The organism is Mesorhizobium sp. M0136, assembly GCF_040322515.1.
Taxonomy (GTDB): Bacteria; Pseudomonadota; Alphaproteobacteria; order Rhizobiales; family Rhizobiaceae; genus Mesorhizobium.
In genome coordinates, this window is sequence record NZ_JAMYTP010000018.1 from 38094 (window position 1) to 60250 (window position 22157).

20 protein-coding genes and 3 pseudogenes are annotated in these 22157 nt (G+C 62.2%); 10 read left to right on the top strand and 13 right to left on the bottom strand.

What is annotated here, in order from left to right; translation table 11 throughout:
- Positions 1 to 27 precede the first annotated feature (27 nt).
- Positions 28 to 462, top strand: a complete 435-nt coding sequence (locus NKJ35_RS21325) for a DDE-type integrase/transposase/recombinase (protein ID WP_352572603.1) — start codon at positions 28 to 30, stop codon at positions 460 to 462.
- Positions 463 to 634: 172 nt separating this feature from the next.
- A pseudogene (locus NKJ35_RS21330) lies at positions 635 to 793 on the top strand (ATP-binding protein); the annotation flags it as partial.
- 868 nt (positions 794 to 1661) lie between these two features.
- Here the strand turns inward: NKJ35_RS21330 and groL are convergent.
- The 11 genes from groL to NKJ35_RS21390 form a co-directional block, all read right to left on the bottom strand.
- Positions 1662 to 3317, bottom strand: coding sequence for a chaperonin GroEL (gene groL / locus NKJ35_RS21340; protein ID WP_352649453.1), 1656 nt, complete (start codon positions 3315 to 3317; stop codon positions 1662 to 1664).
- Positions 3318 to 3380: 63 nt separating this feature from the next.
- A complete protein-coding gene (gene groES / locus NKJ35_RS21345; protein ID WP_019863563.1) occupies positions 3381 to 3677 on the bottom strand; it encodes a co-chaperone GroES in 297 nt (98 codons plus the stop codon).
- A 430-nt stretch (positions 3678 to 4107) separates the two neighbouring features.
- A complete protein-coding gene (gene bioZ, locus NKJ35_RS21350) occupies positions 4108 to 5091 on the bottom strand; it encodes a 3-oxopimeloyl-[acyl-carrier-protein] synthase BioZ (protein WP_352649454.1) in 984 nt (327 codons plus the stop codon).
- Positions 5088 to 6353 (bottom strand): adenosylmethionine--8-amino-7-oxononanoate transaminase, encoded by a 1266-nt coding sequence (locus NKJ35_RS21355; protein ID WP_352649455.1) that lies wholly within the window; start codon positions 6351 to 6353, stop codon positions 5088 to 5090. Before NKJ35_RS21355 ends, bioZ begins: the two co-directional genes overlap by 4 nt.
- Positions 6353 to 6988 (bottom strand): dethiobiotin synthase, encoded by a 636-nt coding sequence (bioD, locus tag NKJ35_RS21360; protein ID WP_023673640.1) that lies wholly within the window; start codon positions 6986 to 6988, stop codon positions 6353 to 6355. The genes NKJ35_RS21355 and bioD overlap by 1 nt, the downstream gene beginning before the upstream one ends.
- A complete protein-coding gene (locus NKJ35_RS21365; RefSeq protein WP_352649456.1) occupies positions 6985 to 8139 on the bottom strand; it encodes an 8-amino-7-oxononanoate synthase in 1155 nt (384 codons plus the stop codon). The genes bioD and NKJ35_RS21365 overlap by 4 nt, the downstream gene beginning before the upstream one ends.
- Positions 8136 to 9134 (bottom strand): biotin synthase BioB, encoded by a 999-nt coding sequence (gene bioB / locus NKJ35_RS21370; RefSeq protein WP_352480294.1) that lies wholly within the window; start codon positions 9132 to 9134, stop codon positions 8136 to 8138. The genes NKJ35_RS21365 and bioB overlap by 4 nt, the downstream gene beginning before the upstream one ends.
- A gap of 95 nt (positions 9135 to 9229) precedes the next feature.
- The gene (nadC, locus tag NKJ35_RS21375) at positions 9230 to 10084 is read right to left on the bottom strand and encodes a carboxylating nicotinate-nucleotide diphosphorylase (RefSeq protein WP_352469119.1); all 855 of its coding nucleotides are present in this window, start codon (positions 10082 to 10084) and stop codon (positions 9230 to 9232) included.
- Complete coding sequence (locus NKJ35_RS21380; protein WP_352595626.1) at positions 10084 to 11625, bottom strand: L-aspartate oxidase; 1542 nt, start codon at positions 11623 to 11625, stop codon at positions 10084 to 10086. The genes nadC and NKJ35_RS21380 overlap by 1 nt, the downstream gene beginning before the upstream one ends.
- A complete protein-coding gene (gene nadA / locus NKJ35_RS21385) occupies positions 11622 to 12596 on the bottom strand; it encodes a quinolinate synthase NadA (protein WP_352480282.1) in 975 nt (324 codons plus the stop codon). Before nadA ends, NKJ35_RS21380 begins: the two co-directional genes overlap by 4 nt.
- 66 nt (positions 12597 to 12662) lie before the next feature.
- The gene (locus NKJ35_RS21390) at positions 12663 to 13631 is read right to left on the bottom strand and encodes an NUDIX hydrolase (RefSeq protein WP_352480292.1); all 969 of its coding nucleotides are present in this window, start codon (positions 13629 to 13631) and stop codon (positions 12663 to 12665) included.
- A gap of 173 nt (positions 13632 to 13804) precedes the next feature.
- Between NKJ35_RS21390 and panB the strand changes: the two genes are divergently transcribed.
- The 7 genes and pseudogenes from panB to NKJ35_RS21425 form a co-directional block, all read left to right on the top strand.
- Positions 13805 to 14665 (top strand): 3-methyl-2-oxobutanoate hydroxymethyltransferase, encoded by an 861-nt coding sequence (gene panB, locus NKJ35_RS21395; RefSeq protein WP_352480281.1) that lies wholly within the window; start codon positions 13805 to 13807, stop codon positions 14663 to 14665.
- Positions 14662 to 15522, top strand: coding sequence for a pantoate--beta-alanine ligase (panC, locus tag NKJ35_RS21400; RefSeq protein ID WP_352480280.1), 861 nt, complete (start codon positions 14662 to 14664; stop codon positions 15520 to 15522). Before panB ends, panC begins: the two co-directional genes overlap by 4 nt.
- A gap of 94 nt (positions 15523 to 15616) precedes the next feature.
- Positions 15617 to 16342 carry a LuxR family transcriptional regulator gene (locus NKJ35_RS21405; RefSeq protein ID WP_352480279.1) on the top strand — a complete coding sequence of 242 codons (726 nt, stop codon included), beginning with the start codon at positions 15617 to 15619 and terminating at the stop codon, positions 16340 to 16342.
- 93 nt (positions 16343 to 16435) lie between these two features.
- On the top strand, positions 16436 to 17086 hold the full coding sequence (locus NKJ35_RS21410; RefSeq protein WP_352480278.1) for an acyl-homoserine-lactone synthase: 651 nt from the start codon (positions 16436 to 16438) through the stop codon (positions 17084 to 17086).
- Positions 17083 to 17457 (top strand): transcriptional regulator domain-containing protein, encoded by a 375-nt coding sequence (locus tag NKJ35_RS21415; RefSeq protein ID WP_352480277.1) that lies wholly within the window; start codon positions 17083 to 17085, stop codon positions 17455 to 17457. The genes NKJ35_RS21410 and NKJ35_RS21415 overlap by 4 nt, the downstream gene beginning before the upstream one ends.
- Before the next feature lie 157 nt (positions 17458 to 17614).
- Complete coding sequence (locus tag NKJ35_RS21420; RefSeq protein WP_245274808.1) at positions 17615 to 17926, top strand: DUF2285 domain-containing protein; 312 nt, start codon at positions 17615 to 17617, stop codon at positions 17924 to 17926.
- A gap of 467 nt (positions 17927 to 18393) precedes the next feature.
- Positions 18394 to 18558 (top strand): annotated as a pseudogene (locus NKJ35_RS21425) (LysR family transcriptional regulator); the annotation flags it as partial.
- Here NKJ35_RS21425 and NKJ35_RS21430 read toward each other — a convergent pair.
- Both NKJ35_RS21430 and NKJ35_RS21435 read right to left on the bottom strand, forming a co-directional pair.
- Complete coding sequence (locus NKJ35_RS21430) at positions 18545 to 19750, bottom strand: beta-ketoacyl-[acyl-carrier-protein] synthase family protein (protein ID WP_352649457.1); 1206 nt, start codon at positions 19748 to 19750, stop codon at positions 18545 to 18547. The pseudogene NKJ35_RS21425 and the gene NKJ35_RS21430 sit on opposite strands and share 14 nt — an antisense overlap.
- Positions 19751 to 20026: an acyl carrier protein gene (locus NKJ35_RS21435; protein WP_023679611.1), complete on the bottom strand. Its 276-nt coding sequence runs from the start codon at positions 20024 to 20026 to the stop codon at positions 19751 to 19753. It abuts the gene before it with no gap.
- Positions 20027 to 20798: 772 nt separating this feature from the next.
- Here NKJ35_RS21435 and NKJ35_RS21440 point away from each other — a divergent pair.
- A pseudogene (locus NKJ35_RS21440) lies at positions 20799 to 22098 on the top strand (IS1380 family transposase).
- The last annotated feature ends 59 nt before the right edge of the window (positions 22099 to 22157 follow it).

The following is a 22157-nucleotide window of genomic DNA, read 5'->3' on the forward strand; positions in this document are numbered from 1 at the left end:
GACGTACATCAAGGTCCGCGGCCATGGATGTATCTCTACCGCGCTATCGACATCCTCGGCGATACGGTCGAGTTCTTCTTTAGCGAAAACCGTAACCTGGTGGCGGCCCAACGCTTCCTCCGCAAGGCGCTGACGCGCCATGGCCGGCCGGAGCGCATCGTCATCGACGGCAGCCAGACCAATTACGAAGCAATCCTTTCCTGCGACGCTGAAAGCCGGCTGCGGCAGCGATCGCGGCGACCGCTGAAGCCGATCCGCTCCGCAATAGCCGGCATCTCAACAATCGGATCGAACAGGATCACCGGCGTATCAAGCCGCATTCGATCCATGCTCGGCTTCAAGTCGCATGCGAACGACGTGGTTATCCTCTCCGGCATCGAGATGATCCACATGATGGGCAAGCGACAGGCGAGGTATGCCTACAAGTCTGTCGATCGCTGTTTCGATCTCCTCGCTGCCTGACGGACAGGCCGAAATGGCCGTTCACAACCCCATTTCCAGGTTTGCGACAGAGCCTTTTGTCGGCGTTGCCGGCTTCGAAGGGCCGGTGCGCGCCGAGCGGATCAAGATCACCCCCGGCCACCTTGCTGCGGCCACTCGCCGAGTACGAAGCGGTGGCCGGAGGGAGCTGGTGATGACGACCCTAGATCATGACCTGCTGATCGCAATCCTGGATCGGCTGAAGTTGACGGCGATCCGCGACCAGCTCGACACGCTCATGTCGAGCAAGATCGCGCAGTTCCCGTTTGTCCGCGAACTCGACGGCTTCGGCTTCGACGCGCAGCCATCGGTCTGCTTCAGCCAAACGTATTCATAGGTATGGGACAGGCTGCTATGTCCGCCACCCACGCCTGCTCCGAGGCCCTCCAGGGCAATGGTCTGAGACCTGGGCTCAAGCCCTTCGGCGAGGAGGATGAGACGCCGCTGGAGCTCGGGTGCAAGCGCTGCCACGCCCGCTCCGAGGCCCCACAAGGCCGAAGCGCAGTCGTCGGGGTCACGAGGCCCCTCGGCCACGACGACGAGACGCTGCTGGAGCGCGGTTGCAAGGGCTGCCACAGATGGCCTGAACCTGAATCCGCCTTTCTTGAGGCGTTGCGATTATCATCGCGGCGACACGCAGCTCTTGATTTGTGTGCGAAATCCTCAGCAGATCCATCGGGCTGAGCCGCTCAGCAATATCAACGAGAATGTCCAGCGGCAGATCAAGGATACTCAGAGGAGGAAACGCTTGATCTTGAGGCTCAGAGCGCGTCTGCTCCACTATAGAACAGGATGATTCACCGGGTCCTTCAACGCCAGCCGCCGGTTCCGATGAGAGAATTGTCCCTGATATCACGCTCGATGGAGTTAAATGCCGAGATGGGCGCCTTGCCACGCTCCTCAATGCCCCTCATGATTCACCGCCTATAGCTACCAACTGAATGAAGCATCGTGATTGTCGCGCAGCGGAATCCTCAAGGATCGGGCAGTTCGTAGGGGGCGCCGGTTTGACCAGGTTGAGCCCGCGAATTGCTCGATCGGACAAGATCCTAATTCTCGACCATGCGGTGAGGCTCGAACGAGATCCTCGGGACGCACTCCAAGGTTTCGATCATGTTCGGCACACAAGGAAAGGGCGGCATTGCTGCCGCCCTGTCCGCTGTAAGTTGATAGGGGCTGGATTAAAAATCCATACCGCCCATGCCGCCCATACCGCCGCCGCCCATGCCGCCAGGCATGCCGCCGCCAGCTGACTCCTTCTTCGGAGCCTCCGCGATCATGGCTTCGGTGGTGACGAGCAGGCCGGCGACCGAGGCCGCGTCCTGGAGGGCAGTGCGCACGACCTTGACCGGATCGACGATACCCATGGCGATCATGTCGCCATATTCGCCGGTCTGGGCGTTGTAGCCGTAGGTCGCGCCCTTGTTGTCGAGGATCTTGCCGGCAACGATCGAAGCTTCCGCACCTGCGTTCGAAGCGATCTGACGGGCCGGAGCCTGCAGTGCACGACGAACGATGTTGATGCCGGCAGCCTGGTCGGCATTGACGCCGGTGACCTTGATGTTGGCCGAAGCGCGCAGCAGTGCGACGCCGCCGCCGGGAACGATGCCTTCTTCGACCGCCGCACGGGTCGCGTTGAGGGCGTCATCGACGCGGTCCTTCTTTTCCTTGACTTCCACTTCGGTCGCACCGCCGACGCGGATCACGGCAACGCCGCCCGCCAGCTTGGCGAGACGTTCCTGCAGCTTCTCCTTGTCGTAGTCCGAGGTGGTCTCCTCGATCTGCTGCTTGATCTGGGCGACGCGGCCCTGGATCTCGGCCTTCTTGCCGGCGCCGTCGACGATGGTGGTGTTCTCCTTGGAGATCGACACCTTTTTGGCGCGGCCGAGCATGTTGAGGCCGACATTCTCGAGCTTGATGCCGAGGTCTTCGGAGATGACCTGGCCACCGGTGAGAATGGCGATGTCTTCCAGCATGGCCTTACGGCGATCACCGAAGCCCGGCGCCTTGACGGCAGCGATCTTCAGGCCGCCACGCAGCTTGTTGACGACCAGCGTGGCCAGGGCCTCACCTTCGACGTCTTCGGAGATGATGACCAGCGGCTTCGAGGTCTGCACGACAGCCTCGAGGATCGGCAGCATGGCCTGCAGGTTGGAGAGCTTCTTCTCGTGGAGAAGGATGTAGGCGTCTTCCAGATCCGCAACCATCTTCTCGGCATTGGTGACGAAGTAGGGCGAGAGATAGCCGCGGTCGAACTGCATGCCTTCGACGACTTCGAGTTCGGTCTCGGCGGTCTTGGCTTCCTCGACGGTGATGACGCCCTCATTGCCGACCTTCTGCATCGCTTCAGCGATCATCGAACCGACCGAAGCATCGCCATTGCCGGCGATGGTGCCGACCTGGGCAACCTCTTCCGAGGTCTTGATCTTCTTGGCAGCGTTGCCGAGAGCCGCGACGACTTCGGTCACGGCCAGGTCGATGCCGCGCTTCAGGTCCATCGGGTTCATGCCGGCGGCAACCGCCTTGTTACCTTCCTGGACGATCGACTGCGCCAGAACGGTCGCGGTCGTGGTGCCATCACCGGCGATGTCGTTGGTCTTCGAAGCAACTTCGCGGATCATCTGCGCGCCCATGTTTTCGAACTTGTCGGAAAGTTCGATTTCCTTGGCGACGGTGACGCCGTCCTTGGTGATGCGCGGTGCGCCGAACGACTTGTCGATGACGACGTTGCGGCCCTTGGGACCGAGGGTCACCTTCACCGCGTCGGCGAGGATGTTGATGCCGTGAAGCATGCGCTCGCGGGCGTCGCGGGAGAATTTTACGTCTTTGGCAGCCATTTTTTAGCTCCTGGCAGGGGCTTGCGATCAAGCCCGAAATTCAGTTGACGGTGAGGCCGATAATCAGCCGATGATGCCCATAATGTCGGATTCCTTCATGATCAGAAGGTCTTCGCCATTGAGCTTGACTTCGGTGCCCGACCACTTGCCGAACAGGATGCGGTCGCCGGCCTTGACGTCCAGCGGGACCAGCTTGCCGGCTTCGTCGCGAGCGCCGGAGCCGACGGCGATGATCTCGCCTTCCTGCGGCTTTTCCTTCGCCGTATCCGGGATGATGATCCCGCCGGCGGTCTTGGATTCGGATTCGACCCGGCGTACGACCACGCGGTCATGCAGCGGCCGGAAATTCGACTTTGCCATTTTTGGATTTCCTTGGTGCGGATGTTGAACGGTGCTCCGTTGCCGGAGCATGCCTAGCACTCAGCCGAAGCGAGTGCTAACGCGGCAATGAGATAAGCCGCAGGCTCCTGCTAGTCAAGACGGAAGAGCAAAGAGCAAAGAGAAAAGAGAAGACAGCAAAGAGCAGCCAGCAAAGAGCGTGTAAGCATCGAGCCTTTTATGTGAACAATGTCGGGTATCCGACATATATGGGGCGGCTCACCCTTTGTAATTGAGCTTTATTCAGATGGTACGATTGGTGCAACGGGTGTTGCATTTGAACTCATCCAGAGGCTCGCACGGGTCGTGCTGCGTCAGCTTGGTCATGTCGAGCTTCAGAAGGCCATTTTGGCATTGGTTCTGTTGCTCCTATTGCCATTCATGACCAATCCTGCGCGCGTGAGCCGGCCGGCTAGATTCCAACCACGAGAGCGCCGCCGCTGAGACCCGCACCCGCCGCCGCCAGAAGGATTTTCTCTCCTGGCTGGAATGGCTTCATCTGGTTGGCGAGCGAGAGCGACAGCGGGACCGTCGCGGCCGAAGAGTTGCCGTATTCGGCAATCGTCTTGACAATTGCTTGGTCCGCAATGCCGAGGTTTCTTCCGACCGCGCCGAAAATGCGAGCATTGGCCTGATGCGGCACGAACCGGTCGACATCCTGTGGTCGCACTCCGGCAGCGGCTAGCGCGCTTATCGAGCAATCGGTCATCATCTCGACGGCCTTTGCGAACACTTCGCGGCCGTCGGTCATCGTCATTCGGGTTTGCGCGAGGTCGAGGTCGCCATGGAACGGCGTGTTGCTTCCTCCTGCGGGAATCTGGATCAGGCCGTAGCGCGAGCCGTCCGAAGCCACCGAGGCACCGAGAATGCCCCGATCAGCATCATCGCACTGACCGATCACCAGGGCGCCGGCGGCATCGGCGAACAAGACTGAGCTCGCGCGCTCGGCTGGATTGATGCGGCGGCTGAGGATGTTGGCGGCGATGACCAGCGCTGGTTTGCCATGCAGGCGGGTGAACCCGTCCGCAAACATGAGCGCATAGATGAAGCCGGCGCAGGCGCCGGTCAGATCGCCCGCGCCTGCGCGGCCAAGGCCAAGCTTGTGTGCGACCAGCGGCGCGCTTGGCGGCAGAAGATGGTCGGGCGTCGAGGTGGCAAGCAACAGCAGACCGATGTCGTGGCGCGCAATACCGGCGTTCGCCAAAGCCATGTCGCCGGCTTGCGTGGCCAAGCCAGACAGCGTGTCTTCGTCCGTTGCCCAGAAGCGCGAACGGATTCCGGTACGCCTTTCGATCCAGCCCGGCTCGAGGCCGAGATTGCTCTCGATCTCGGCATTGGCCACCTTGCGCCCAGGCACGTGATGGCCAAGTCCGAGAATGCGCGACGACTTGCTCATGGCCTGGACCCGAAGCGTTCCCCGGCCTCCTCGATGGCGTCATAGAGTCGTTCGAGCTCGTCGCCTGCGATGCAATAGGGTGGCAGAAGGTAGAGGACATTGCCGAGCGGGCGCACAAGCAGTCCGCGCTCGAGGAAGAAAGCGCGCAGCTTCGGACCAATCTCGGCGAGATAACCTGCGGAACCGGTTCGCAGGTCGAGCGCCGCGATCGTTCCCGTGGCTCGACAGTCGGCAAAATATGGATTGTCCCGAAAGCGTCTAAGCCCGACGGCCTGCATCACGCTCAAGGCCGTGATCCGCCCGGCCACTGGCTCGTCGCGCCAGATCTCGACATTGGCGAGTGCTGCCGCACAGGCAATCGGATTGGCGGTGTAGGAGCTCGAATGGAAAAACGTCTTCTTCCGGTCCTCGGAATAGTGCGCCCGGAAGATGGCATCGGTGACAAGCGTTACGGCCAGCGGGATGGTGCCGCCGGTCAAGCCTTTGGAGGTGCACAGGATATCTGGAGAAATCGATGCCTGCTCGCAGGCGAACATGGTTCCGGTGCGTCCCCAGCCGGTCATCACCTCGTCGGCGATCAGCAGCGAGCCGGAGGCCTCAGTGATCTTCTTCAATTCGGCCAGAACCGATGCTGGATACATCAGCATGCCGCCGGCGCCCAGCACCAGCGGCTCGACGATCAAGGCTGCGGCTCGTCGATCGCGGGTCACAGCCTCGAAACGATCCAGCGTCTCCTGCTCGTGCCCCGCGGCCGGAAAGGGGATGATGTCGACCTCGAACAGCAAGGGTTCGTAGGCGGCGTTGAACACGCCACGCGCACCGACGCTCATCGTTCCAATCGTGTCACCATGATAGCTGTGCTCCATGACGACGATGCGCGAGCGCGGCGCGCCGATGTTGCGGAAATAACCGAGCGCCATCTTCAGCGCGACTTCGACTGAGGTCGAGCCACTGTCGGAATAGAACACCCAGTCGAGTCCAGCGGGAGCGAGGCCGACAAGCGCTTTGGCCAAGCGCTCTGCCGGCTCGTGCGTGAAGCCCGCAAAGATAATCTGGTCGAGGCTCGACGCGGTTGTCTCGATTGCCTTCATGATGCGGGGATGGCGGTGGCCATGTGTGACGACCCACCAGGAGGAGATGGCGTCCAGGATGCGGGCGCCGTCGGCCCTGTGGAGATAGACGCCCTCAGTCAGGACGATTTCTGGGATCGCAGGCTCGAGCGCGTGCTGGGTGAAGGGATGCCACACATGAGACTGCGACATCAGTCACCTCCAGTAATCGAGGCGAAGGCGAAGCCGGCAACCATTGCGTCCCTCAGTGTTTTGCCCGTCAGCACATCGAGGTGCGGCAGCCTGCCGAGCTGCGGCGCACCGCTGAATTCCACGATGGTCCGTTGCGTATCGGCCATCTCATCGCCGATGAAAGCGATGCCCGCCAACGGGATGGAGCGGGCGCGGAGCGCCTCGACCGATAGCAAGGTGTGGTTGATGGTGCCGAGTGTGGTGCGGGCGCACAGAATAACGGGCAGCCGCCATTCAGCGAAGATGTCGATTAACCTTGTGCGCCGGTTGAGCGGCACCATTAGGCCGCCGGAGCCTTCGATGACGAGCGGCGTCGGTAGGACGGGAAAAGCAAGATCGGCAGCCTTGATCGCCACGCCGTCGATCTCGGCCGAACGATGCGGCGACAGCGGGCTCCGCAAGCGGTAGGCTTCCGGCAGCACGCGCTCTGAGGGCAAGCCGGCAAGCCGCGCGACAACCTCGCTGTCGGTCTCGCCGTCGAGGCCCGATTGCACCGGTTTCCAGTAAAAGCCGTCCAGCAAACCGGCGAGCCCAGCCGCAAACACGGTCTTGCCAACTCCGGTATCCGTTCCGGTGATGACGATGCGTTGGGTCATATCGCCTCCGGTGATGTTTGGGCCAACACCTCGACCAGCGCCTCGACCATGGCGGAAATGTCGGCTTCGCCGATATTGAGCGTCAGTGAGATGCGCAGCCGCGACGTGCCCTCGGGCACGGTCGGCGGACGAATGCCGCGTATGTCGAAGCCGCGGGCCTGCAGTGCCGCCGCCACCGCCATTGCGCGGCTGACGTCGCCGATGACAACTGGCTGGATCTGCGAGCCGCTGGGCTTTACGCCGCAGCGCTCGACCAACTGGCGGCTCGCGAAAGCGACCCGCTCATGCAGCTGAATACGGCGCATGGGCTCGTCGGCGAGCATTGCGAGCGCTTCGCGCGCCGCGACCGCCATCAGCGGCGATGGCGCAGTAGCGTAGATGAATGGCCGGCATCGGTTGACGAGATAGTCGCACAGCGTTCGCGGCGCTGTGACCAGCGCGCCGGAAGCGCCGAGCGCCTTGCCGCATGTATGGAGCGCTATGATGTTGTCCCGGCCCTCGAAAGCGGCGGCAAGGCCGCGGCCATCCGGTCCCCAGACACCGGTGGCATGCGCCTCGTCGACGACGAGGAACGTCTCGTGCCGATCGGCAAGCGCGACGAGGCTCTCCATCGGCGCGCGGTCGCCATCCATGCTGTAAAGGCTTTCGACCGCGATCCAGACGCGCCCCATGCCGCCTTCGGCGCGCCAGCGGGTGATGACATCCTCGACAGCGTCGACGTCGTTGTGCCCGGCCAGCCTGGCCTCGGCGCGCCCGGCCTGTGCACCCTCACGCATGCTGGCATGGGCAAGTTCGTCGAGGATCAGCAGGTCACCCTTCTGCGGCAGGGCGGTCAGCAGAGCGAAATTGGCTATGTAGCCGCTGCCGAAGAACAGCGCGCGCTCGGTCCCGAAGAATGCCGCCGCGTCTGCCTCCAATTCCTCATGCTCCGGCGCGTTGCCACGCAACAGCCGCGACCCGGTGGCGCCAACCGACGTGCCCCGCGCGATCGCCGCCGCAACCGCTTCGCCAAGTCTTTTGGAGGCGGCAAGCCCGAGATAGTCGTTCGACGAGAAGTCGAGGCCGGCGCGCGGCTTCAGCGTCCGCAGCCGGTCCTTGCGCGCCAGTCCCTGCAAGGTCGCCTCATAGCGGGCAAGCGGTGCCCCGTTCATTGCGCCTCGAGTTCCATCGGCTCGATGCCGAGGCGCCGGAACAGCAGGGTATCCTTGTCCTCGCCGGGATTGTCCGCCGTCAGCAGCGTGTCCCCGACGAAAATCGAATTGGCACCGGCAAAAAAGCACAGCGCCTGCATCTCGTCGGTCATGGCGGTGCGGCCGGCCGAAAGTCGGATATGCGATTTCGGCATCATGATGCGCGCCAGCGCGATCACGCGCACGAATTCGATCGGCTCGATCGGCTTGGCGTCGGCAAGCGGGGTGCCGGCGATCGGAATCAGCATGTTGATCGGAACGCTTTGCGGATGTTCCGGCAGATTGGCCAGCGTCACCAGCATGTCGATCCGGTCCACCGGCTCCTCGCCCATGCCGACAATGCCGCCGCAGCAGACCTTGATGCCGGATTGGCGAACGTGCTCGAGCGTCTCGAGCCGGTCGGCAAAGCTGCGCGTGCTGATGATCTCGCTATAGTAGCGTTCCGACGTATCGATGTTGTGGTTGTAGTAGTCGAGACCAGCCTGCTTCATTCGAGCGGCCTGCTCAAGATCGAGCATGCCGAGCGTCATACAGGTCTCCATGCCCAGCGCCTTGACGCCTTCGACCATCGCCACGACCGCATCCATGTCGCGCGCCTTGGGGTTTCGCCAGGCCGCGCCCATGCAATAGCGGGTTGCGCCGGCGTCACGCGCTTTCTTCGCCTCGACGATGACGCGCCTGACCTCCATCAGCTTCGACGCCTTCAGGCCGGTCTCGTGATGCGCCGACTGGCTACAATAGCCGCAATCCTCCGGGCATCTGCCCGTCTTGATGCTGAGCAGCCGGCTGAGCTGGACCTTGTTGGGATCGAAATTCTGGCGGTGCACGGTTTGCGCGAGGAAGAGGAGATTGTTGAAGGGGGCATCGTGAAGTGCCCGAGCCTTCTCCAGGGTCCACGCTCCAGGGTCAGGGGATTGAGCCTGTGGCGATGTCTGCGTTGGACTCGCTGTTTGCATGTCCATGCTGTTCCTCCGGTTCTGCCTTGCTTTGCTGTCTGATTGATGACGATCGGAAAGGACAGTTGATTCGATCCTGTTCGTTCCTCAGGCGATCATGAGCCCCAATAGTCGAGGCCGATATCCAGGATCGGCGCGCTGTGGGTCAGTCGGCCGACTGAAATCAGATCAACGCCGGTCGCGGCAATCGCTCGCGCTGTATCGGATGCGATCCCGCCAGAAGCCTCGGTGATAGCACGGCCGCCAACGATTGCGACGGCGCGGCGAAGATCGGCGAGGGACATGTTGTCGAGCAGAACCGCATCGGGAGCGAAGCCAAGTACCTCCTCCAACTGGGCCAGCGTATCGACCTCGACCTCGATCTTGACGAGATGACCGGCCCGTCTTCGTGCTCGCTCGAGCGCCGGGCGAACGCCGCCTGCGATGGCGATGTGGTTGTCCTTGATCAGAATTGCGTCGTCGAGGCCGAAGCGGTGATTGGATCCGCCACCTGCGCGCACCGCATACTTTTCGACTGCCCGCAATCCGGGCGTCGTCTTGCGCGTGCAGACGATCTTCGCGCCATATCCACGAACCGCAGCGACGATCGATGCCGTTGCTGTAGCGATGCCGCTCAGATGGCACAAAAAATTGAGTGCCGTCCGTTCGGCTGTGAGAATGGCCCGGGCAGGGCCAACCACTGATGCAATGACCTCTCCATCCATGACATTGGAGCCGTCTGCCCGCTCCACCGAGATTTCGATATCAGGATCAATCAAGCGGAAAGCGAGCATCGCCAGATCGAGGCCGGCGACAACTCCGGACTGGCGCGCCGCCAGCACGGTTCCCGCTTGGCGTTCCTTCGGGACGATGGCCTCCGTGGTCAAGTCGCCGGCTCTGCCAAGGTCTTCAAGAAGAGCTGCCCTTACAAGCGGCTCAAGCATGACCGTGGGAAGCGGTGAGAGCGTCATCACTTTGCCCCTTCGAGGCTTGGCGAGTGTCCGAGTTCCCGCGCAGCGGCCAAGGCGGCTTCGAGGGTGATTTCGGACCGTCGGGCGACAGTCGCATGATGAGGAAAGTCTGTCCGGTAATGAGCGCCGCGGCTTTCTTCGCGCAACAGTGCGGCAACCGCGATCATCAGCCCGGCAGCCGCCGGATCCGAGGCCGCGTCCTTGCTATCGGCGAGCGGCAATAAGGCACGTGCGGCTGCTTTTAAACCTTCACCATCCCGGACGATGCCGAGTGCGCGCGACAGGAAAACACGCACCGGAATCGGAGCGGGCGATGGGTAAACGTCCGCAAACGCAGGCTTTGTTCTGCGAGCAGGCGTTCCGGCAACACTTTCAGCGACCCAGCGCGCGCACACGACGGCCTCGGTCAAGGAATTGCTGGCGAGCCTGTTGGCGCCATGCAGTCCTGTCGAAGCGACTTCGCCGCAGGCCCACAGCCCCTTGACGGACGTCCTACCGGAGCAGTCCACGGCAACGCCACCCATGTGGTAGTGTTGGGCCGGACGAATGGGGATGAGATCGCGCGCGGGATTGATGCCGGCTCCACGACAGGCTGATGCGATTGTCGGGAAGTGTCGAGCAAATTCCGGGCCAGGCCGTTGCCGCGCGTCGAGAAAAACACGGTGGCCGTTGGCAAGATGGTTCCAGACGGCGCGCGCCAAGACATCACGAGGCGCAAGTTCCGCCCCTGGCACGCTCTGGAGAAAAGCCTGGCCGGTTTCGTCGATCAGGGCAGCACCTTCGCCGCGGACGGCCTCGCTGATCAGCACCATAGGGCGTTCCGGGCCGTCAAGCGCGGTCGGGTGGAACTGGATGAACTCGAGGTCGGCAAGGACAGCTCCAGCGCGGGCCGCAAGCGCCAGGCCCTGTCCGCAACTGCCCCAAGGATTGGTGGTGTCGAGAAACAGTCCCCCGATCCCACCGGTGGCGAGGACGACCCGCCGTGAGCCGAAGAAGACAGGTCCTGTCGAGCCGCTCGCCCAGACGCCTCGGATCGCATTCTCTCGCACCGCCAGCCGGCGCGCTTCCACGCCCTCCACGACAACAATCGACGGAGTGGAACGCACAGCCGCGATCAGGGCACGCATGATCTCACGCCCGGTGCCGTCACCATGCGCATGAACGATGCGACGTCGGCTGTGTGCGGCCTCCAATCCGAGGCACAGTGAACCTTTCGGCGTACGGTCGAAAGGAACCCCAAAGCCCGCAAGCCCCTCTATCGCCTTGGGCGCGGCTTGGAGGATGCGGCTCGCCACGTCTGTGTCGCAGAGACCATCCCCGGCGGCAAGTGTATCGGCCAGGTGCAGTGCTGGATCGTCGTCTTCGCCGAAACTTGCAGCCAGACCACCCTGTGCCCAGGTGCTCGAATTGTCAGCTCCCAGCAGCGTCCTGGACAGAAGAAGCACCGGCTCCGGCGCCAGTTGAAGCGCGGTCATCAGTCCGGCGATGCCGCCGCCGACGATGATGGGCCGCCCGAAGAAGCTGCGGATATCGGCGCTCAAATTGCCAGCATCCGTTCGACCGCAAGCCGCGCGCGCCCGGCGATCCCGGGTTCGATGGTTATGACATGGTGGTTCTGCTCGAGCGCCATGCGGATGTTGGCAAGCGTGATCCGCTTCATGTGCGGGCACAAATTGCAGGGCCGGATGAACTCGACCTCTGGGTGCGCTAACGCGACGTTGTCGCTCATCGAACATTCCGTCATCAGCACGACACGTGCCGGCCTTTGCCTTTCGACATAGTCGGACATGGCAGCGGTCGAGCCGGAAAAATCTGCTTCAGCCACGACGTCGGGCGGGCATTCGGGATGCGCGAGCACGATCACGCCGGGATGGCTTTCGCGCAACTCGCGGATGTCGGCCGGTGTAAAGCGCTCATGCACCTCGCAATGCCCTTTCCAGGCGATGATCTGCACATCCGTCTGGGCGGCGATATTCTGGGCCAGATATTCGTCCGGCAACATGATCACCTGGGGAACGCCAAGGGATTGGACGACCGCCTTGGCGTTGCCGGATGTACAGCAGATATCCGACTCGGCTTTCACTTCGGCCGACGTGTTGACATAAGTGATGATCGGCACGCCGGGATAACGCTGGCGCATCAAGCGCACGTCTTCTGCCGTGATCGATTCCGCCAACGAACAGCCTGCCCGCAGGTCGGGAATGAGCACCGTCTTTTGCGGATTGAGCAGCTTGGCCGTTTCGGCCATGAAATGTACGCCGGCCAGCACGATGACTTGCGCCTCAATCGTCGCAGCCTTGCGGGCCAGTGCCAAACTGTCGCCGACGATGTCGGCCACGCAATGGAAGATCTCGGGCGTCTGATAGTTGTGCGCCAGGATGATGGCGTTGCGCTCGCGCTTCAATGCAAGGATCGCCTCGATATCCTCGACGAAAGCCGGCCATTCGATCGGCGGGATCACTCGTCGGACGCGCTCGTAGAGAAACGCGGCCGTCGGCAGCATGGCGCTCATCGACCCCTCCAGCTTATACTCTAGTTGAAAATAACCAGCATATACTTGCTGTGAGTATAAGGGATGTCAACCCCGCGCCAGCGGCAATTTTGTCCCGGCGATGACCCTCTCGTCGAGAGCGGCGTGGCGGAACCGGTAAAGCTTCGCTGGCCGGCCGCCGGTCTCCGTGGTGGCCTCTCCGGTCTCTTCGACCAGCTCCTGCTGCTCGATCAGGCGGCGAAAGTTCGGCTTGTGGATGAGCCTGCCGGCGAGCGCCTCCACGGTTCGCTGCAGCTGCAAAAGCGTGAAGACCGGCGGCATCAGCTCAAAGACGACCGGCCGGTATTTGATCTTGGAGCGCAGCCGCGCAATGCCGGTCGCCACGATGCGGCGATGATCGGCGACCATAGACTTGCTGGGCACCAGCGGAGGCGGCGTCGCGTCCCGTCCGCTTCCGGCCTCTTGGACCAGGCCTGCTTCGTAGACCAACTCATAGCGTTGAAGCGTGAGTTCCTCGTTCCAAAAGCGGTCGTCGAAGCCGAAGGCTATCGTCGCCCGCTGCCAGCGTTCACGTCGCGCGGCCGCGTCGCTGACGCCGTCTGCCCATTCAATCAGGCGCGGTCGCAGAACGTCCAGCACGACCGGAGGCGTGCCCGAGCGGTGGTCCTCCCATGGAAAATATTCATACCAACTCTGCCAGCCGCACTTGGGCGAGCCAGCTGCCTGTTCCTTGCGGGTCAATGCGAGATAGCTGATGGAGATGACGCGCTGCTGGCGCTCGGCGCCGATGCGATCCCGATCGGCGAAGGTGTAGAGTTGCTCAATATACCCCAGCGGATGGCCGGTCTGCTGCTCGACCCACCCCCTCAAACCGGATTGCAGCGATCGGTGCTCAAGCGCAAATGGTCCGGAGGGCAGGGTGTCCGCCTGGCCGATGGTGAGGACACAGGGTTCACCGTCGTTTACGGCGACGACAAAGGCGATCAGGTCCACTTTGACTTCGTCGGCCTTGACGGCGGCTCTGTCTTTCCTGGGTCCTTTTGCCTGATCGTCCATGTTCGCGAAAGTGGTTGGCCAGCTCGGGGGCGCCCGAATCGATTTAACTGTAAGCGCGCCTGTCAGCACGTCAACACCGCAAAGCTGCACGGCCATTTTTAGCTCTTCGCACTTGCACAAAAATGTGGCAAACGCGACACCCGCGGTTGGTAACGTTGGGGAAGGAGGTTCCATTGAGTGCGTTTGGTGACACCAAGGCGATCACACCGCCGGATATTCGTTCGCGTAAAGGTGGGACGCCGCTCGTCTGCCTTACCGCCTACACGACGCCAGTCGCCCGGCTCGTCGATCCCCATTGCGATGTGGTGCTGGTCGGCGACAGCGTCGGCATGGTTCTCCACGGCCTGCCCTCCACGCTCGGTGTGACGCTGGAGATGATGATCACGCACGGCCAGGCCGTGCGCCGTGGCCTCGAGCAGGCGCTGATGGTCGTCGACTTGCCGTTCGGTTCCTTCGAGGAAAGCCCCGAGCAGGCTTTCCGCAATGCCGCGCGCGTCATGGCCGAGACCGGCTGCGGGGCCGTCAAGCTCGAAGGCGGCGAAACGATGGCAGAGACGATCGGCTTCCTCGCCGCGCGCGGCGTGCCGGTCATGGCCCATGTCGGCTTGACGCCGCAGGCGATCAACACCATCGGTGGCTACCGCGTGCAGGGCAGAGGCGGGGATGCCGAGCGCATCAGGCGCGACGCGCTTGCGGTGAGCGAAGCGGGCGCCTTTGCGGTCGTGCTGGAGAAGGTTCCCGAGGCGCTCGCCCGCCGGATTACCGGGGAGGTGGCGACCCCGACCATTGGCATCGGTGCCTCGGCAGCCTGTGACGGCCAGATTCTCGTCGTCGACGACATGCTGGGCCTCTTCGGCGACTTCCGGCCCAAATTCGTCAAGCGCTACGCTGAACTGGGGGAGGCCGCTGCGGCTGCGATCGCGGCCTATGCGCGGGAAGTGAAGGAGCGCCAGTTTCCGGCCGCCGAGCACGTGTTTGCCGATGCGCCCAAGCCCGCCGACGCGGACGCCACCAAGAGCGGAGAAGCAGCGTGAGCGTGCCGATTGTCAGGAGCGTTGCCCAGCTTCGCCAAATCGTCGCCGCATGGCGCCGCGAGGGCGTGAGGATTGCCGTCGTGCCAACGATGGGCGTCCTGCATGAGGGCCATCTCAGCCTGGTGCGCGCGGCACTCGTGAAGGCCGACCGGGTGATCGTGACGCTCTTCGTCAACCCGAAGCAATTCAACAGCCAGGCCGATCTCGCCGCGTATCCGAGCACTGAGGACGAGGATGCCGCCAAGCTGGCACCGCTTGGCGCGCACCTGCTTTATGCGCCGGATGCAGAGGAGATGTATCCGGCGGCCTTCGCCACGACCGTTTCGGTCTCCGGTGTCAGCGAGGGTCTGTGCGGTGCCTTCCGGCCGGGACATTTCGATGGCGTGGCGACCGTCGTCTCCAAGCTCTTCCTGCAGACCAGCGCTGACTTCGGCTTCTTTGGCGAAAAGGACTTTCAGCAGCTTCAGCTAGTCAGGCGTATGGCCCGGGACCTGGATATTCCAATCACCATTGTTCCTTGTCCGACAATCCGCGAAGCCGACGGTCTTGCACTATCATCGCGCAATGTCCGGCTCTCGCCAGCAGAGCGTGCTGTTGCCCCCGAGCTACCATCGGTCTTGCTCGAGACGGCTGAGCGGCTTGCCCGCGGCTCGCCCGTCCTGCCAACGCTTGCCGAAGCGCGCGCAGCAATTCTGGCTGCAGGCTATCGCGAGGTCGAATACCTAGAACTTCGCGACGAGGCAGATCTGCGACCGATGACAAGCCTTGACCAACCGGCACGCTTGCTTGTCGCGGCCTGGCTCGGCGGCACACGTCTCATAGACAACGTCAGAATATCACGGGTTTCACCAGATTAACGGGGTCCTCGGCACGCCCTGTATCCGTCCGGGATTGTTTAAAACAAGGTCTCTGCCTGGCATCGAGCGATCACGGAGGTTACGCAAAGCTCAAATGCATCGCGTGTTTGAGAACTTCGTCGAGCAACTGTCTGCAAGTGTTGATGCTGCCGATCTCCGTGAGGCAATGGCATCCGCTGCAGCCGGCTTCGATTTTCCGCTATTCGCCTATTTCACTTACCCGTCGGCCTCCGGCGACGCCCCGCAATTGATCTCAAACTATCCATCATCCTGGACATCACGTTATCTGCAACAGCGGTACCACAGTCTTGATCCGGTCATCCTGCGCGGGCTGCAAGGCTGGGATACCTTCGATTGGGGTGTGGATCGCGCTCGGCACTGTCTGCCGAATTCGCAGCAACAAATTCTGGAGAGTGCGGCTGAGTTTGGCATCCGCGGCGGCCTGACGATATCCATGCATGATCATTGCGGCCGGTTTGCTGCCCTGACCTTTGCTTCCGACGAGTCCCGCCCGCCTCTGTTGCGGTCACTGACACGTTACGAAAAAGCATTGCAGCTGGTGGCCATCAACTTTCATATCCATGTCCGGCGCAGGCTCGCCGACGATCGCGTGGTGGATGGTGTAACGCTCACCCCGCGGGAGTTCGAGTGCCTGAAATGGGCGGCGCGCGGCAAGTCGGCTTGGGTTATCAGCCAGCTTCTCGGCGTCTCAAAGCGCACCGTGACCTTTCATCTGGAAAACGCCAAGGCAAAGCTTGGCGTTCGAACGATCAACCAGGCCGTTGCACGACTGGTTGCCTCCGGCCAGGCGAGATCCTGATTCTTCTGCCACGATAGCTGTAAACCTCTACAGGCTGCATCGTTGCCAGCTTTGCCCTTCGATGGCGGGAACACATCCCGCACGGAGGCGACCATGATGCAGCTGATAACACCAGACCTTTACAACGAGTTCGCAAGCGAGCTCAAAGAGATGCACGGGCTCAGGTTTCGGGTGTTCAAGGAAAGGCTCGATTGGGAAGTTGATACCGAAGACCAGATGGAAACAGACCCGTTTGATGGTCTGAAGCCTGTCTATCTGCTCCTCAGGGGATCCGACTGGCGAATTCGCGGTTGCGTGCGTCTTTTGCCCAGCACCGGACCCACAATGTTGCGCGACACGTTCCCGGTGCTGCTGGGTGCTGACGTCATGCCCTCGACTGCCGACATATGGGAGAGCAGTCGTTTCGCGCTCGATCTCCCTCCGTCGGCGCCCAAGGCAGCGGGCGGGCTGGCCCAGGCAACCTACGAGCTCTTCGCGGGCATGATCGAGTTCGGCTTGGCCAAGGATCTGACCCGGATAGTAACGGTGACGGATACGCGCATGGAACGGATCCTTCGCCTCGCGACGTGGCCATTGTCGCGCATCGGACAACCCAAGTCCGTCGGCAAAACGGAGGCGGTGGCCGGGTTTCTCGAGATTTCCCGCGCGAGCCTTTTGCGCATCCGCAGCAGGGGACGTCTGAGCGGACCGGTACTGTGGCAACCGGTTCTAGGCCCGTCGGCATTGTGGACACCTGAGCCGTGAAGGATGCTGGTCTGCCCAAGGAAGCGACGGTCGGTCTTGAATGCTGGCCGGACTGGCGTCGTCACGAAGCTTACCACTACGCCAGACGATTGCCGCGCACTGCCTGGGCCTGGGAGTTTCTTCGGCGCAATCCACAATTCCAGCGCGACCACGCCAAAATGGCACCGTCCGCCTGCATTGTCGGAGCCCAGGCCGACATGAAGATAATCGAGTTGACGACAGGATCATCTTTCCTAAGACAATGGAGCCTCCTTTTTCGCGGACGCGCCACAGTCGGACGCTACGTCGGCAAGGGTTTTTTGGGATCCGCGCGACTGCGCCCGTATCCTACGAGCGGCCGCGGAGCCGGTTGGGCTCGACCGCGATTTTGAACCGCTTGATCTTTCTTCGCTCTCATGCTGCAAGGACATCCTGCTGACACCTGCCGGCGTGCAGCACCTGCTGCTGAGGGAGGACTGCCGGAGTCTGCAGATCGCCCTTTCCGGTGCATCCGTTCTCCGCCCGTTGCGGCTATATGTCGACGCGATCGTGCAGCCGCAGCACCTGAAGTTCCATGTCGCTGCCCTTCAGTTCCTGAACGACATCAATGGTTGCGGCCGCCTGGCAGCTGCTTGCTTTCCGCCGGAGCCCCGCGGAGCGCGTCTGCGTCTCGTGCTCCAGGCTTTGGATGGCTCGCTTGCGGGAGCATCTCATCAGGAGATCGCCATTGCCCTGTTCGGGAGACGCCGTGTCGAAGAAGATTGGTCTCATCCAGGTAGCCATCTTCGCGATCAGGTGCGTCGCGCCATCCAACGTGGCCGCTACCTGATGGGCGGCGGCTATAGACAATTCCTGATGTAATTCCGCTGACAGCTTAGTGATTGTCTTATTCGAAAACGCGCAGGCATCAATCTCCATTTCTCACTGCTATTGTGCCTTATACAAAACGTGACACGCGCCTAGCTAGCTGAACCCTTCTAACCCTATCGGAGAGGGCGCCGCGCGGACTGGCTCGGCCACATAACCACCGACGGGAGTTCCCCAAGGTGGCTCCGCCCCCGGCGCTGTGCCGCACGTTGGTTCGAGACCGCTATGATGGTGAAACCTCTCGCCCGATGGTCCACAAGAAGGGGCCATCTCATGCACGATCTCGGCCATGACCACCGGTGGCTTCTTGCCGGCAGCACTCAGGCGACTATAACGGGCGCAGAGCCGACCCTGCGGCTTCCAGACATTCGTGTACAGCTTCAGACCCTCAAGCCGAGCCCGCAGGGCCTCGCTTACCTTTTACGGGGCGGCGGTACGTCCAAGCCGCTTCAACAGTTAAGAATTTCGCAAAGACGATACCCCCGGATCGTCGAGCTTCCGCTGCCACTTCCCGCATTCGCCGAGGCGGTCAATGACCCGCCCTTCACAATAGTTATCCGGCAAGCATCTGGATGCGAGAGATAATGTTGCCGGAGGCATCTCTCATGGCTTCTACACCTGCCTGAACGCCAGAACCGCGTTCGTGCCGCCAAAGGCGAAGGAGTTGCTCAGTGCCACGCGCACCTTGCGCTCGCGTGCCACATTGGGCGTGACGTCGAGATCGCAATCGGGGTCCAGCTCACGATAATTGGCAGTCGGCGGCACGACGCTCTCGCGGATAGCCATCACGCAGGCGATCAACTCGAGCGCGCCGGACGCGCCGAGGCAATGCGCGTGCATGGACTTGGTAGAAGAAATGGACATTGAGAAGGCGTGCTGACCGAAGACGCGCTTGATCGCCGCCGTCTCGATCTGGTCGTTGGCCTTGGTGCCGGTGCCGTGCGCGTTGAGATAGTCGACATCCTCGGCGTCCAGCCTGGCATCGGCAAGGCAGGCCCGCATTGCTGCCTCCGGCCCCTCGACAGTCGGCGCGACGATGTCGGACGCATCGGCGGAAAGGCCGGCACCGGCAATTTCGGCAAGGATGGTGGCGCCCCGAGCCAGGGCATGCTCGTAGCTTTCCAGCACCGCCATGCCGGCGCCTTCACCAAGCGACAGGCCCTGGCGATCGGCCGAGAATGGCCGGCAAGTATCGGGCGAAAGCACGCGGATCGCTTCCCATGCCTTCAGCACACCCCATATGAGCGGCGCTTCGCTGCCGCCGGCAAGCATCACGTCGGCCCGGCCGAGCCTGATCTGGTCCACCGCGCAGGCAATCGCATGGTTTGCCGAGGAACAGGCGGACGTGACGCCGAAGACCGGCCCGCGCAGGCCGAGACTCATGCTGACCTGGCCGGCAGCGGCACCCGGCATCGCCTTGGGTACAGTCAAGAGAGCGGCACGCTTACCGCCCAGAAGGATGGCGCGGTAGGTTTGCTCGATCGCATCCCACCCGCAGCCGCCAACGCCCACCGTCGCACCGAAGCGATAGCTATTTCCCTCTTTGGAGGAAAGTCCGGCCTGACGCATGGCTTCGCGCGCCGCAAGCACAGCGAGCAGGCTGAAGCGGTCCATGGAGATGAGTTGCTTGCCGTCGATGTCATGCTCCGGCAGCGCCTTGATCTCGGCACCGATCCTGACCCTCAATTCATAGAGCTCGGAGTTGACGATTGGGCCGATGGCGGAGCAGCCTTCTCGCATCTCTCTCCAAATGGCGGCGGCGTTGGTCCCAAGCCCGCAAATCCCGCCAATCCCAGTAATCACGACGCGCCTGTCCATTCACACCCCCTTAGCGAGCAAGCTGCGCACGGCTTCCACCATGTCCCCAACATTCTGGAGATCCGACCATGCCTCGGCCGTATTCATCTCGATCTCGATGCCGTAGGCCTGCTCCAGGTCCCAGAGAACGTCCGCCAATCCCAGTGAATCGATACCGAGCGAAGTCAGTCCCGTGGCAGCCGTTATCTCGCCGCCCGTGGCAGGCGCTATGCCGCCCTCCGACGCGGCGCGCTTCTTGATCATGGCGATTATTTCGTTGGCGAGTTGATCTGCCATCTTGTTCCTTTCCAGCTTGCGTTTTCGGCGTCGTTCAAAACCCGAGTCGCGTCGCGTTGCCAAAATTGCCCCTCATAGAGCCTGTGCGACCGACCAAGCCCAATGCCCATAGGAACCGGACGAGTTCCGGCTTCTGCGGCGTCAGCCCGATGAGGAAGAAAAGTCGCCGGCCTCCCGCTTTTGCGCCAGCACATCAAGAATCTGCGTGTAAATGGATAGGAACCGTCGTCAAACGTCAGCTAAACGCTGCGACGGTGGGTGCTGTCAGCGTATTCACTCGGCACCTCATATGTAATCGAGATGTTTCATAGCTCCGGACCATTGCGATCAACTATTGTACCGGTCCACCATTCGTCGGAGAGTTCGACATGATCGGAGCGCTGCCTCTCATTCCCAGTACAATCTCCACCGCACGCGACAGATTTCCTCTTTCGGGCTCTTCTCAAGGGACTCGCCACGCGATAGAGGCAGTGATCGGCGCACGTTAGGTCCTGCCAAGTCCATGCGACATTCCGGAAAATTGGTAAAATCGTTTGTTCCAATCAAATGCATCCACGCTATGGATAGCTAAGACATGCGTTTCAAGGGCTCGATCTGAATCTTCTCGTCGTTCTCGACGCGCTGCTGAGCGAGCGCGGCCTCACGGCGGTGGCACGCCGCATCAACCTAACCAAATTCATGGGGGTTGGTGGATGTGGGGCAAGCCGTTGAAATGACGTAGGATTTGGTTGCTTAAGCCGATCCGAACCATTTCCCGGAGACCACACCTACCATGAACGATCTTGCGCTGCCGCTGAGCGGTTTGTCATCAGTCGGCGGCAAGTCCGTCGTCGCCCGTTTCGACGGCGGCATGCTGTCGTCCAACAGCGGCGTTCTGGCCTTGGCCGAGGTGGAAAAGCGGTTGCGGGTGGCCGAGCGTCTGGCGCGTTGCATCGACGATCCGCGCTGCCCGGACCAGGTCGTCTACAGCCTGGCGGACATGATCGGCTTTCGACGCCAACCGGCTGCGCCGCGATCCGGTCTTCAAGATGGCCCAGGATGCGCTGCCGTCGGGTCGGGATCTGGCGTCGCAATCGACGCTGTGCCGGCTGGAGAACCTACCCGGCGTGCGGGAGCTGGTCGCGATGGGACGGGCGATGGTCGATCTCTATTGCGCCTCGTTCCGGCAGGTGCCGAAGCGGATCGTACTCGACATTGACGATACCTTCGACGCTGTGCACGGAGGCCAACAGCTTCGCCTGTTCAATGCCCACCATGACGAGTACGGCTTCCAGCCGATCGTCGTGTTCGATGGTGCGGGACGGTTCGTCAGCGCGATCCTGCGACCGGCCAAGCGGCCGAGTGGGGCTGAGATCCGCCCCCACCTGCGCCGTCTGGTGCGGGCGATCCGGATCAACTGGCCGAACATTCGAATCCTGCTCCGCGGCGATAGCCATTATTGCAACCCGCAGGTCATCGACTGGTGCCGCGCCAACGACGTCGACTTCATCTTTGGCCTCGCGCCCACCACGACCCTGCGCAAGCATGTCGCGGATCTGGAGGCCAGCACGACGGCGCGCTTCGAAGCGTCGGCCAAGACAGGCAAGGTCCGCAGGTTCAAGGAGTTCTTTGACGGCGCCGCCAGTTGGAGCCGCGTCGAGCGCATCATCGCCCGCGTCGAGGTCAGTGCCCAAGGTACTGACACCCGCTTCATCGTCACCAATCTGGCCGGTGGCAAGGCCAAGGCGCTCTACGCGGACCTTTACTGCCGGCGCGGAGCGGCCGAGAACCACACCAAATCGTGGAAGACGCATCTCGCCGCCGACCGCACATCCTGCACCAGAGCCACAGCCAACCAGTTCCGGCTTCTGCATGCCGGCGCCTACTGGATGATGTGGAGCCTGCGCGCCGCGATGCCGAAGCGTTCCAGCTTTGCCGTCGCCCAATTCGACACGCTGCGTTTGCGCCTCATCAAGATCGCCGCGCGGGTGGTCGAGATGAAGACGCAAATCCGCTTGCACCTGCCGACATTCTGCCCCGACCAGCGCATCCTGCGCATCGTCCTCGATCGCATCCCCCAACTCGCGACATAACGATGGGGCGCTGACGCCCCGAAACGAACCCGTCGACCGCAACCTGCAAACCCCCGCCT